Genomic DNA, 12,927 nt, shown 5'->3' on the forward strand with positions numbered 1-12,927 from the left:
ATGCGCTGGCGTCTGGCCGGGGCGGCGGCGATTGCCGCCGCTGCCCTCACCATTGCACTGATCTGGCAAGGCGCCGACGCGCCGCTGTCCGTTTCGCATGGCGCTCATACCACCCAGGCCTCGTCTACCTCGCTCGCTTCACCGCCCCCTGCGGCCATAGCGAACCCTGCCGGCGGCGGCGAATCACCGGCGCTGGCCACCACGGCGCCTACCGACGAGGCGGCCCAGAGCGCTGCCGCCCGCTACGCCCACCAGGTGACGACGCTGCGCGAGGCCCTGCAAGCGCATCAGGATGCACCCGGCAACCTGCGCGCTTTTTTTTCCGAGCTGGCAAGGCATTGCGACGATGCACAAGCCTGCCATGCCCTGCTGACGGAAATTCTCGCAAGTTACCCCGACACAGCCTTTGCCGAAATGGTAGCGCGTATTCAGGAGCGCTTACCGCATTACGAGGCCGCCATGCAGGCCACCGTGATGTCCACCAGCGATCCGGCTCGCGCACGCTTCGAGGCGCTGCATGCGCAGCGCGAGCAATGGCTTGGCGTCGAGGAAACCGAGCTCATGTTTGGTCAGGAAGCGGCTTGGGCCAGATATCGTTTCGATTACGGCGATTTGCTGCAACAGGCGGCACATGTGCCGCCCACACAACGCCAGCAAGCGCTGGATACATTGCGGCAGCAGCACTTCACTGCTTACGGTGCCGCGCTACATGATCTGGAAGGCCGCCACGGCGCTTACCAGCATGCGCTGGCGCTTCAGCTGGCTGGCGTCGACGATGCAAACGAACAACAGCGGATCACGCAGGCACTGCGGGCACGATTTTTCCCGCCCAATGACGTGGCCGCCATGACCGCCCGCGATCAGCAGATCGCCCGTCAGCAGGAAACAGTAGCACGCTATCAACAGGCTCTGGCCGCCCTGGAAGCAGAATTTGGCCCGCTGCAAACACAGCTACCTGCAGCCGAATGGGAGAGCCAGTATCGTGCTCGACTGGAAGCTCTGCGCCGGGAGCATTTCAGCACGCCGTGACAAACCCCCGCTGCAGCAAGGCATACGTAAAACAATCAAAAGCCTTGCTGTAGCCAGTGGCCTCCCCGCCGCTTCGCCAGTAGCATCTGGCGGATGATCGGGCCTGAAACCTCCGCGGGGCACCTTATTCAAAGCAGGCACAAGCCAGTGCCGGCCCGGTGCTGGCGCGCCTTCAGCCACCTGCTCCACGCCGGGGCGATCAGTTAGTAACAATGCACCATGCCACGCCCGGTGATAACACGCCTATGACAAGGAGTCTGGCCGATGCGTAATCTCGCGCCGAGTTTACCGGCACTGTGCTGTCTTGTGCTGCTCTTCGGTTGTACTGACAACTCCGAGCTGGCACGCACCGAAATACCCCTGCCCTTGCCCGCCACTCGCGCTGTCTCGTTCGAAGAGGATGTCAGGCCGATTCTGGATGCCAAATGCCTCGCCTGCCATGGCTGCTACGATGCGCCCTGCCAACTGAAATTTGAAACGCCGGCAGGCCTGGTGCGTGGAGGCCACCCGCAACCTGCCTACGACGGCACCCGTAAAGAGGCCATGGCACCTACCCGTCTGGGCCTGGACGCACTGAGCGAAGCCGACTGGCGCACCCGTGGATTTCATTCTGTGCTGGCCGCTACCGAAGAGCATCAGCCCGTGCTGTATCGCATGCTGGCGTTGGGCAAACAGCACCCCTGGGCGCCCAATAGCAAGCTGCCGGATAATATCGACATCAGTATTTCGCGGCCGAACGAGTGCGCCACCAGTGAAGAATTTGACCGGTATGCAAAAAAACATCCGCTGGAAGGCATGCCGTTGGCGGTTACCGGCCTTGACGATGAAGAGTTCTCCCTGATCAGTGGCTGGTTGAAACAGGGCGCAGAGATCGACACGCCAGACACTGCGGTGTCAGCCGCCGAACAGCAGGCCATTGATCGCTGGGAGAGTTTTCTCAACCAGCGCGGCAACCAGACACAGCTGCTTTCACGCTGGCTGTTCGAGCATCTTTTCCTGGCCCACTTGTATTTTGAAGACATCAAGGGCGAGCCGCGCTTTTTTCAGCTGCTGCGTTCCTATACACCGCCGGGCGAACCGATCTTGCCAGTGGCCACCGTGCGCCCCAACGATGCCCCGGACGGCCCGTTTTTTTACCGCCTGCGGCCGTTGGAAGACACCATCGTCTACAAACGCCACATCACCTACCCGCTTAGCGAGGCGCGGCTGGCACGCATTCGCACGCTTTTCTTCAGCGAAGACTGGCAGATCGATTCCTTGCCCGGCTATAACTATGAAGATCGCGCTAATCCCTTTGCCACTTTTTCAGCCATTCCGGCGGCAGCACGCTACCAGTTCATGCTGGATGAAGCCGAATACTTCACCCGCACTTTCATACGCGGCCCGGTCTGCCGGGGCCAGATCGCTACCGATGTGATCCGGGATCATTTCTGGACGTTTTTTCAAAAACCCGAGAATGACCAGTACATCGTCGATGCGGAATATCGCGCCAAGGCAACGCCGCTGCTGGGCCTGCCGGGGCAACATGATGCATTGCTCGACGCGGGGGACGAATGGCAGCGCTATCGCGCCAATCGCAATCAGTACCTGAAAGCACGGCAGGCACAGTATCGGCGCCACCAGCCCGCAGGCGCAAGCCTGGAAGATATCTGGCAGGGCAATGACAACGCCCTGCTCACCATCTTGCGCCACCATGACAGCGCATCAGTAAGGCGCGGGCTGATTGGCGAGATTCCGCAAACCATGTGGCTGATGGATTATCCGCTGTTCGAGCGCACGTACTATGAGCTGGTAGTGAATTTCGATGTGTTCGGTAATGTCGCCCACCAATTGCAGACACGCCTTTATTTTGATCTGATCCGCAATGGCGCCGAACAGAATTTCCTGCGCCTGCTACCTGCTGACCAGCGCTCAGCCGTGCTTGCCGACTGGTATCGCGGTATGGGCAAGCTGAAACTGGACATCACTTATCAGGATCAGGACACCCATACGCCATCTGCCGAACGCTATCTGACCGATATGCCGACGCAAGAATTCGCATTACGCCTGCTGACACATACCCAAGGCACCAACGCCCAGCCGGAAGACCTGCTCAACCGTTGCCAGCCGCCGCAATGCGGGCGCCGTGATGTGCCCGCCTGGGTGCAACGTGCCGACCAGGCGCTTGCATCACTGGCTGCCACACCCGCCGCAAAGCTGCCTGGCCTGCTCCACCTGCCCGAAGCCATATTCGTGCGCGTGCATCACCCACAGGGCGAGCGCACCGTATACAGCGTGCTGCGCAACCGGGCGCATAGCAACGTCGCCTTTCTGATGGGCGAATCCCTGCGCTACGAAGCCGAGCAAGATACGCTGACAGTGTATCCGGGAATCATCGGCGGCTATCCGAATTTCATGTTCGATGTGCCCGCCAGCGACGCAGAGCGGTTTGCCAGCGCATTGCGTAACGCCGAACAGCAAGAGCAGTTCGAGCAAGTCGTCGAGCAATGGGGTGTGCGCCGCACCCACCCGCAATTCTGGGAGATACTCCACGACATCACCGCCTGGCACCGCGAGCATGAGCCACTTCAGGCAGGGGTATTCGATATCAACCGCTTTGAAAATCTGTAACGGAGCAAATATCGCAGACGGGCCAGGTGGCCCGTTTCAAAGCCGCAGGCTCGCCCGAAGAGTGAGCAAATCAGATTTTTTCTCCCCTCTCCCTTGTGGGACAAGCAAAGCGCAGAACAGCCGCAGGCTGGCCCGAAGAGCAAGCGAATCAGCTTTTTACTCCCCTCTCCCCTTGTGGGAGAGGGGTTGGGGGAGAGGGGGCGACGAACATGCAGCTGATACCATAGCAGCTACATGATGCAATTCTTTCAATTATCTTCAGTAGAAACTTCCATAAAATTCCAAAGCAAAAAAATCCCGAGAGCCAGCCAGTTTCGTTCTAGATCACGTGCCGAGTATATATTTCCTGCCATAATCTCCCCCTCTCCCCAACCCCTCTCCCACAAGGGGAGAGGGGCTAAAAAGTTCATCGTTGATTTCCGTGGAGTCAGTTTAGGTATCCGTGAAAGCACTAAGAGGTTATCCAAAATACCGATCTTTTTTGTTCTCATCCCCCTCGTGGGACAAGCGGAAAGAGGTGTCAACTCCATTCAGGACGGGTCATGAACAAAAAAAAAGCCTTCCGAAGAAGGCTTTTTCCAACCGCTACAACTCGTTATCAGTTGGCGCGGCGACGCTCGCTATTGGCAGCACGGCGCGGTGCGCCCGCTGGCCGGGCTGTGCGACGGGGCGCACTGCCGCCATCCACCACGATATTAAGCTGCTGACCGGCAACCCAGACCGTGCGCAAATGCTTGATGGCCGAATCCGCCAGGCTATCGGGCAGATCCACCGTGCTGAATTGAGGGAAGATATCAATGCGGCCAATGTGGCTGCTGTTCATCTTCACCTCGTTGGCAATGGCGCCCACGATATTCGACGGTTTCACCCCATGGGTTCGGCCCACCTCGATGCGATAGCGTGTCATTCCGGCCTCAGGTAAAGATGGCGCCTTGCGAGCTGCCGCACGCGGCCGCTCGTCGTGGCCACGGCGTGGCTCTCGCTCGCCCCGCTCCGAGCGCGCCATACGCACCACCGGCGCAGGCCGGTTTTCCATCAGCAACGGGGTATCACCCTGGGCCAGCTTTGCCAGTGCTGCAGCCACCTCAAGCGGTTCGGCCCCGCTTTCCGCCAGGTATTCCGTCAACAGCTCGCGGAACAGATCAAGCTTGCCCACATCTAGCGTATTGCTGATGCGATCCTTGAAACGCTGCTTGCGCACGGCATTGATCTGCTCGGTGGCGGGCAGCGGCATCTCTTCCACTTTCTGCCGCGTCAGGCGCTCGATGTTGAACAACATGCGCTTTTCACGGGGCGTCACGAACAGGATCGCATCCCCTGCCCGTCCGGCACGGCCGGTGCGCCCGATACGGTGCACATAGGTTTCACCGTCAAAGGGGATATCGTAGTTGAGCACCATGCTGATACGCGGCACATCCAGGCCGCGCGCCACCACATCGGTGGCCACCAGAATGTCGATACGCCCGCTCTTGAGCTGCTCGACGACCTGCTCGCGGTGCGGTTGCGCCATGTCGCCGTTCAGCGCGGTGGCCCGGAAGCCGGCGCGTTGCAGAAAATCTGCCAGCTCGACGGTGCTTTCCTTGGTGCGTGCAAACAGAATAACGCCGTCAAAGGATTCGGTTTCCAGCACCCGCACCAGTGCATCCAGCTTGTCACGGTGGTTGATGAACAGATAGCGCTGGCGAATGGCTGCAACCGTTGCGGTTTTTGCCGCCACGGTGATCTCTTCCGGGTTATCCAGATAGCGTTGTGCAAGTTTGCGAATCGGCGGCGGCATAGTGGCCGACAGCAGCGCCACCTGGCACTCTTTCGGCGCCTGCTCCATCACCCATTCCACGTCATCGATAAAGCCCATGCGCAGCATTTCGTCGGCTTCATCCAGCACGATGCAGCGCAGCGTGTCGAGCTTCAACGTGCCGCGCTTGAGATGGTCCACTACCCGGCCGGGGGTGCCTACAACCACTTGCACGCCGTCGCGCAGCGCTCGTGTCTGCGGCCGGTAATCCATGCCGCCACAAAGGGCGATAACGCGCAGCGAGCGCGAATGGCGGCCATAATTTTCAAACGATTCGGTTACCTGCAATGCCAGCTCCCGGGTGGGTGCCAGCACCAGCACCTGAACAGCACCGGCAGGCTGATCGCCGAAACGGGAAATCAGCGGCAGCGCAAATGCTGCCGTCTTGCCGGTGCCGGTCTGTGCCTGACCAATTACATCGCGGCCATCGAGTATCAATGGAATAATGGCTTGCTGGATTGCCGAAGGGGTCTGGTAACCCATCTCATTAATGGCCTGCTGAACGGCAGGAGCCAGGGCCAGCGCATCGAAACCGGGCTGGGCGGTCATTTCTTCAGACATTTATCACCTTGCGTCGCCACGACAGCCGTCGTGGGCGTGGATGGAATAACACCGGATCGCCAGGCCGAAGGCCAGACGTTCACTCACCGGTTACGAGGCTTCCCGCGAGAAGCCCGGCCGTATCACGAATTGATAGGGGGAGGGGCCGAAAACGGGATTCGACGCCGCGCTGCGCGGGCGCCTTACGCATTGTGTCCGACGCGGCTGCCTCGGGGGGCTGCATCAAAGCGGCGCAAAGTATAGCAAAGCGTATGGCGCTGTGCTAGTACCCCGCACCCGTGCAGCGGCCGCCCGACCACCAGCGAACATGGCCGGGCGCCCCGCATCGACCCGGCAATGTGCGACAATCGCCTGCCTGGCGATGACCGCCCTGCTTTTCGATCGAGGACATCACTGTGACGATATGGGTTGATGCCGATGCCTGCCCGAACATGATTCGCGACGTTTTGTTTCGTGCGGCCCAACGTACCGGCACGCCAATGGTGCTGGTGGCCAACCAGCCTGTGCGCACACCGCCGGGCCGGCTGATCCGTTCCATCCAGGTGCCAGGCGGTTTCGATGAGGCCGATGATTACATCGCCACCGAAGTGGCCGCCGGCGATCTGGTGATCACCGCAGATATTCCACTGGCGGCACGCGCCATCGAAGCAGGCGCCACCGCCCTGAATCCACGCGGCGAATTGTACACGCTCGACAACATCAGCCAGCGCCTGACAATGCGCAATTTCATGGAAGAAATGCGCGGCGCGGGGCTGGTGCAAGGCGGCCCGCCGCCGATGAACGAGCGCGACCGGCAAACCTTCGCCAACGCGCTTGATCGCTGGCTCACGGCACAGCAGCGCAGCCATTGAATACCAGGCGACCATGGGCCGTTTGCGACATTGCCGCGGCAGCGGCTACGCTAGGCCGTTGACATGGGGTACATTGGCGCTGCCTGATAACGGGCGAGCATGAGCCGGGGCCGGCAGATATCGGCCTTGCCTGTTTTTGACGCCGGCCTGACGCCGGCACGGTCTGCCGTGATGCAGGCACAGGGGAAGTCATGGGCTTGTGGAACAACAATAACGCACCATCACTGGTAGAAACCGAACTCGACATCAATAGCCATGACCGCTTGCGTGCGGTCAGCACGGCCGCCTGGCTAACGCTATTGATGCTGGCGCTATCCGCCACCGCGACCGCGATCACCATCCTGGCCACCGGCGAACGCAACTGGGTGTTTGCGATGGGCCTGGCAACACTGATCCCGATGCTGATAACGCCGTTGGTGGCCTACCCGATCAGTTGCCGTAACGCCGCGCTCAAACGCCGCAACCAGCACCTGCAACAGCTGGCACGGCACGATCATCTCACCGGTGTTTTCAATCGCCCTTATGTATTGAACATGCTTGAGCGTGAGCTGGCACTTTCCAGCCGGCACGATTATCCGGTGTCGCTGGTGTTGATCGAAATCCAGAACAACCGGGAAATTGTCGATCAGCTTGGCCGCCATGCGTCGGACAAGGCACAGCAACGGTTGGCGCGCGAAGTGCGCACGCAGATTCGGGAGAGCGATCTGCTCGGGCGCTTTGAAGGTGCCCAGTTCATTCTGGTGTTGCCGCATACCGGCCTGCGCGACGCGCTGCGCATCAGCGAAAACCTCGGCCAGTTGTTACGACGCCAGCAAATCAGCGCCGACAATCAAACGCTGCCGCTGCTGCCCTGCTTCGGCGTGTCGTCGACGGATCAGAGCGCACGCACGCTGCAAAGCCTGCTCAATGATGCCGATTACGCGCTGTATAACGCCCGTAAACAGTATGGTGATCATTAAAATTTGCCAGAGCGCATTGTCGGCACTTTGTTAATTTTTGTTGAGTAGTGTGCTGGGCAGTGTATTGCCTGGAGGATGTCGCCGAGAATAGCGCGGTTGTCACACCGCCTTTTCCGATGACATTTCCAGGACGGACCACAATGAAAAACCATTTCCCCAGGACACTTTCCACATTCGGGCTGGCCGGCCTCGCCTTGTGCGCCGTGGCAGCGCAGGCCCACGATATCCCTGACCAGTACCTCTACATTGGCGGCCACGCCAGCCAATACTGGTTCGACGAGGATGAGCTTGGCCCCAACAGCTATGACACCGTGACGTTGCCCGGCCTGCAATTCGGCGCCCGTTTTGCGCCGAACTGGTCTGCGCAAGCCTGGTGGGAGCGCAACGGCGTGAAGAGCGAGATCACACGCGAGCGCACCCATGTTTCTCTGGCGCTGGCGTCATTGCGCTACCATTTTCACGATACTTCCGTCGGCCCATTCGAGCCCTATGCCGGCCTTGCTGTCGGCCAGCTGCGGTTTGATCATCGCGGCCGCGATACCGACAAGGAAACGGTTGCCGGTGCGGAATTCGGCTTGCAGGCGCGGGTCGCCGAGCATTGGGTGTTCGATATCGGTGCGCGCCCGTTGTGGACAGAGTGGCGCGATCGTTTTGAAGGCGAAGTCTACGCCGGCCTGAATCTGATTTTCGGCGCCACGCGCAAGGCCGAGCCCGAGCCGCTGCCCGCCGAGCCGGTGGTGCGCGACAGTGACGGCGACGGCGTGCCGGATCAGCAAGATCAGTGCCCCGATACCCCGGCCGGTGTTGCCGTTGATGCGCAGGGCTGCCCGCTGGACGGCGACGGTGACGGCGTGCCCGACTATCTGGATGCCTGCCCGAATACCCCGGATGGCGCCCTGGTGGACGAGCGTGGCTGCCAGGTCTATCTGGAGCGCGATGTGCGGGAAACCCTGTACGTCGAGTTCGAGCTGAACAAAGCCGAGATCCAGCAGGAGTTCATCGGTGAGCTGGCACAACTGGCGGACATGATGCGCAAATATCCCTCCGCACAGCTGCGCCTTGAAGGGCATACCGACAGCACTGGTGCGGCCTCCTACAACATGCGCCTGTCTGGCCAGCGTGCCGATTCAGTCAAGAACTCTCTGGTCAACAGCTTCGGCATCGACCCCGCCCGTATCGACACCGTGGGCTTTGGGGAGGAGCAGCCCATTGCGGACAACAGCACTGCCGATGGCCGTGCACAAAACCGTCGTGTGGAAGCCATTTTGCAGGCAACCCAACGCGAAGGGCTTTACGAGGACTGACGCCACCCCGGCCCGGCCAGCACCGATACAGGCGCTGGCCGGGCCGTAACCGCTTCGCAAAGGCCGGCACAGTGCCGGCTTTTTCTTACCGGCTTTTTTCCAACCGGCGCTCTTCATAGAACCCTGTCACAGAACCCTGTCACAGAACCCTGTCACAGCACCCAATCACAAAACCCGCTAGAAGAACCCGCCCGCAGAAGCCCCCGCGTGACGATGACGCTCCTGTTGAAAGCCCCCCCGGCTACCGCTTCAAAAAAGCGCCGCGCGGCTGCCCCCGGATCACCGCATAGCACTTTCGCCTGAACGGCCGACACCTTTACCAGCTATCAGGCAGGTGCGCGAAACAGCGCCAGCCACTCGCTATCGACCCCCGTGGTTCGCTCTATTTCGCGCATACGCCATGGCTTTTTTCCCTGCCTCCCCTGCGATGGCTGGCACTTTTGCTCCGCTTTTGCGCACTCATTTGCACAAAATGGCCGCGCGCGGCCATCACAGCCGTCAATTTACCTTCCGTTTTTGCCACAAATTTTGTAAGAGATTGCCCTATTTCTTTGTAAGCTTTCTCTTACATGGCTTTTGTTTCTTCCTTTTTCAATCAGTTACACGCCGATACAGTGCAGGCGCAAAGCAAGGCAACCAGAAGGCTTTCGTGACGCGGAGCGCCGATCAGCTTGTAAATATTTCGTTGTTTTGCCCTGTTGCCCGGCGGTGGCCGTATACAATCCAACACATAAATACAACACGCTGCGGCGCTCGGCGCCGGTCAGCCAAGGCTCCACCTAAAAACATATCTTTTTGATTTAAAAGAAAGTTTTAGTTTTAAAGAGCCTCCCTGCCAAGGCGATATCAAATTGCCTTCATGGAAATCCGGCCCCCGCCTACCTCGCCATTCCCCGATCATTCACGGCGTAACCCGGCCCGCCCGGGTTCACCTGTTTTCCGTGGGAGTCAGCAAAGAGGGATTGCTCTATGAAATTCACCAGATCGGGATTTGCTATCGGCGTCGCCGGCCTGATGTTCGGCGTGTCGGCTGCGGCCAATCAGGAATGGCCTGAATCATTCGGCTATCTGGGTATCCAGGGTTCGTATTACGACATCGAAACAGGTCGTGATTCTATCGGCGATGTGCACAACTACTGGCAGCCTGCCGTCAATCTTGGCTACCGCTTCAATCCGCGTTTCTCCATTCAGTTGCAATACGGCGAAGCTGAAACCGAAGCCCGCAACCTGGATATTGATGTGGATGCCAAGCTGGCCACCATTACCGGTCGCCTGCATTTTCCGGAATGGGCGTTCGGCGGCTTTCAGCCCTATGCCGGCGCCGGTTACGGACGTAACGAGCTTGAGCCGGATGGCCTGCGCACCAAGCGCGAGGATATGTACGTGGGCGAGCTGGGCTTGCAGCGGCTGCTCGGCAGCCATTTCATGCTGGATCTTGGCGTCCGTGGCCTGCTGGAGGATGACGACCGCTTCTTCGATTCCCAGCCCTACATTGCTCTCAACTGGTTGTTCGGCAAGCGCTATGCCGAAGCAGCACCCGCACCGGCGCCTGAGCCGGCACCGCGTCGCGAAGAACCGATGTGGATCGATAGCGATAACGATGGCGTGCCGGATCATCTGGATCAGTGCCCCAACACCCCGGCCGGCGCGCTGGTTGATGACGTTGGCTGCCATCTGACGCTGGAAGAAACCGTCAGCATCACGCTGCACGTGGAATTCGATCACGACAGCACCACCGTCAAACGTAGCTTCCTGCCGCAGATCGGTGAAGTGGCCGAGGTGCTGGTGCAGTATCCGGATGCCGAGGTGCTGCTGGAAGGCCACACCGACTCCACCGGCCCGGCCAGCTACAACCAGAATCTCTCTGTGAGCCGCGCCGACGCTGTCATGCGCGTGCTGATTTCCGAATTCGGTATTGGCCCGGAACGTATCCGCACCTCCGGCATGGGTGAATCCCAGCCGATCGCGGATAACAACACCGCTGCCGGCCGCGCTCAGAACCGGCGTGTCGAGGCAGTTGTCGAGGCCAGCCGTGAACAGATCCAGCGCCGCTGAAACCACACAGACAAGCATGCAAGCCATGCAGGAGAACGCACATGAAACGCATTAATCTGCCATTAATAAAAGGAGCATCGCTGCTGATGGCAGCGATACTGATCGCTGCTTGCGGTGGTGGCGGCAGCGGCCCCAACTCCAGTCGTATCGACGTCCCCGGTGACGGCGACCCTGGCCCTGGCCCCGGCCCTGGCCCCGGCCCTGGCCCCGGCGACCCGACTTTCTGTGAAGATCCACTGCAACTGCTGCGGATCGACAACAACGGCATCGTGCCAGCCGATGGCGCTACCGACGTCCCGCTGAACAGCGTTATCAACGTGCGCTTCAGCCACGCCGTCTCGCCTGCATCGGTGAGCGACACCACAATTTTCCTCACCGCTGAAGGTGCGCCGGTAGATGTCACTCACCAGGTCAACGGTCGCAACGTGACCCTGACGCCCAATGCCGCACTGACGGGCGCCACGGAATACACCCTGACCATCGGCGGCCAGATTGAAGCAGCCGCTTGTGTCGATACCGGCACCAGCAAATTCCTGTCCGATAATGATGTCGGTGACCGCACCTTCACCACCGGCACCCAACCTGATGCCATACAGCCAACCATCGTCTCGATCACGCCTGCCGACGGCGCCTCGCTAGTGCCGCAGGATGCCAGCGTTACCATTATCTTCAGCGAGCCGGTGCTGGCGGATTCCATCACCAGTAGCACGGTAACGCTGACACGGCTGGATAATTCGACCACCGTGGATGGCACGCTGGACGTGAAAAGAGAGATCGTCGTCTTCACGCCCGCCACACCGCTGTTGATGCAACGCAACTATCGCCTGGATGTTTCCACCAATGTGCGTGATCTGGCCGGCAATTCGCTGCAAAACGCTGGCCAGAGCGAGTTCCGCACCGGCGGCGTGGTGGTCGGCCTCAATGATGATCTGATCCGCGAGATTCCCGGCCTGAGCGATCTGAGCAATGGCCCGCTCGCGGACCTGCTCACCCAGATCGGCCTGGTGCCGGATCAGGGCGGCGGTGCCGGCAATCTGGATAACCTGGCCATCATCACCCTGCCATTGCCGACGGACATCAACAATCCGACCGAGTTCGACAATTTGTTGATCGCGGTATGTGATCCGGACACTCCTGGCGAACCCTGCGCCCTGAGCCTGAGCGCCGGCCTGAACCCGGATGCAGTGGCACAGCTGGCCGATGCCTTTACCGGCGGCGACCCCGAAGCCCTTATGGAAGCGCTCGCCAATGCGCTGGTGGCAGAGAACGGCGTCCTGAGTATTGATCTGGCATTGCTGGAAGACGGCCTGCCCGGCGCCACGCAAATCCTTGATGATGTGCCGCTGCTCAGCGATGCGCTGGACATGATCGTCGGCGCGCTGGAAGACGGGCTGACACAAGTGCCAGTGCTCAATGAGCTTGTCGATCAGCTCAACCTGTTCGGCCCCGGCAGCGTTGTCGATCTCGGCCTGCTCGGCGGCTCGTTACTGCAACTGGATGTCGGTGACGACGAATATCGGCTGCTCGAACTGAGTGTGCTCGATCCCACCACGGGCACTGTGCTGGATCTCAGCGGCGGGTTGATCAGCGATGTGCTTGACCCAGTACTGGGGGCACTTGATCCGGTGCTTGATCCGGTCAACGAGCTGCTGTGCAACACCATTCCGCTGCTGTGCCTGCGGCGATAGTCTGACTCCCGCCTTATAAGCGGCTTGGGGCGCCTCCCCCCTCGGGGCGCCCCTTCTTTTATGCGGAAGGAGGTT

At 60.2% G+C, this 12,927-nt stretch carries 8 protein-coding genes; 7 read left to right on the plus strand and 1 reads right to left on the minus strand.

Going from position 1 to position 12,927, the window contains the following annotated elements; translation table 11 throughout:
• On the plus strand, window positions 1-1,029 hold the full coding sequence (locus MU846_RS12875) for a lipase secretion chaperone (protein ID WP_246953390.1): 1,029 nt from the start codon (window positions 1-3) through the stop codon (window positions 1,027-1,029).
• A gap of 264 nt (window positions 1,030-1,293) precedes the next feature.
• Window positions 1,294-3,639, plus strand: coding sequence for a fatty acid cis/trans isomerase (locus MU846_RS12880; RefSeq protein WP_246953391.1), 2,346 nt, complete (start codon window positions 1,294-1,296; stop codon window positions 3,637-3,639).
• Between the two features lie 598 nt (window positions 3,640-4,237).
• On the opposite strand, the gene MU846_RS12885 is transcribed toward MU846_RS12880, so the two are convergent.
• Window positions 4,238-5,995: a DEAD/DEAH box helicase gene (locus MU846_RS12885; protein WP_246953393.1), complete on the minus strand. Its 1,758-nt coding sequence runs from the start codon at window positions 5,993-5,995 to the stop codon at window positions 4,238-4,240.
• Between the two features lie 395 nt (window positions 5,996-6,390).
• Here MU846_RS12885 and MU846_RS12890 point away from each other — a divergent pair, with 395 nt between their 5' ends.
• The 5 genes from MU846_RS12890 to MU846_RS12910 all read left to right on the plus strand — a co-directional run bounded on the left by MU846_RS12890 (window position 6,391) and on the right by MU846_RS12910 (window position 12,852).
• Window positions 6,391-6,846: a YaiI/YqxD family protein gene (locus MU846_RS12890; RefSeq protein ID WP_246953396.1), complete on the plus strand. Its 456-nt coding sequence runs from the start codon at window positions 6,391-6,393 to the stop codon at window positions 6,844-6,846.
• A gap of 191 nt (window positions 6,847-7,037) precedes the next feature.
• Window positions 7,038-7,805 carry a GGDEF domain-containing protein gene (locus MU846_RS12895; protein ID WP_246953398.1) on the plus strand — a complete coding sequence of 256 codons (768 nt, stop codon included), beginning with the start codon at window positions 7,038-7,040 and terminating at the stop codon, window positions 7,803-7,805.
• Window positions 7,806-7,945: 140 nt separating this feature from the next.
• Window positions 7,946-9,109: an OmpA family protein gene (locus tag MU846_RS12900; RefSeq protein ID WP_246953400.1), complete on the plus strand. Its 1,164-nt coding sequence runs from the start codon at window positions 7,946-7,948 to the stop codon at window positions 9,107-9,109.
• 969 nt (window positions 9,110-10,078) lie between these two features.
• The gene (locus MU846_RS12905; protein ID WP_246953402.1) at window positions 10,079-11,164 is read left to right on the plus strand and encodes an OmpA family protein; all 1,086 of its coding nucleotides are present in this window, start codon (window positions 10,079-10,081) and stop codon (window positions 11,162-11,164) included.
• Between the two features lie 41 nt (window positions 11,165-11,205).
• A complete protein-coding gene (locus tag MU846_RS12910) occupies window positions 11,206-12,852 on the plus strand; it encodes an Ig-like domain-containing domain (RefSeq protein ID WP_246953403.1) in 1,647 nt (548 codons plus the stop codon).
• The last annotated feature ends 75 nt before the right edge of the window (window positions 12,853-12,927 follow it).

Source organism: Alcanivorax quisquiliarum (assembly GCF_023051175.1).
GTDB classification, from domain to species: domain Bacteria; phylum Pseudomonadota; class Gammaproteobacteria; order Pseudomonadales; family Alcanivoracaceae; genus Isoalcanivorax; species Isoalcanivorax quisquiliarum.

What these genes read in the sequence shown, in the direction of transcription:
- MU846_RS12875 (WP_246953390.1), top strand. Translation starts at nt 1, where the DNA reads ATGCGCTGGCGTCTGGCCGGGGCGGCGGCGATTGCCGCCGCTGCCCTC.
- MU846_RS12880 (WP_246953391.1), top strand. Translation starts at nt 1,294, where the DNA reads ATGCGTAATCTCGCGCCGAGTTTACCGGCACTGTGCTGTCTTGTGCTG.
- MU846_RS12885 (WP_246953393.1), bottom strand. Translation starts at nt 5,995, where the DNA reads ATGTCTGAAGAAATGACCGCCCAGCCCGGTTTCGATGCGCTGGCCCTG.
- MU846_RS12895 (WP_246953398.1), top strand. Translation starts at nt 7,038, where the DNA reads ATGGGCTTGTGGAACAACAATAACGCACCATCACTGGTAGAAACCGAA.
- MU846_RS12900 (WP_246953400.1), top strand. Translation starts at nt 7,946, where the DNA reads ATGAAAAACCATTTCCCCAGGACACTTTCCACATTCGGGCTGGCCGGC.
- MU846_RS12905 (WP_246953402.1), top strand. Translation starts at nt 10,079, where the DNA reads ATGAAATTCACCAGATCGGGATTTGCTATCGGCGTCGCCGGCCTGATG.
- MU846_RS12910 (WP_246953403.1), top strand. Translation starts at nt 11,206, where the DNA reads ATGAAACGCATTAATCTGCCATTAATAAAAGGAGCATCGCTGCTGATG.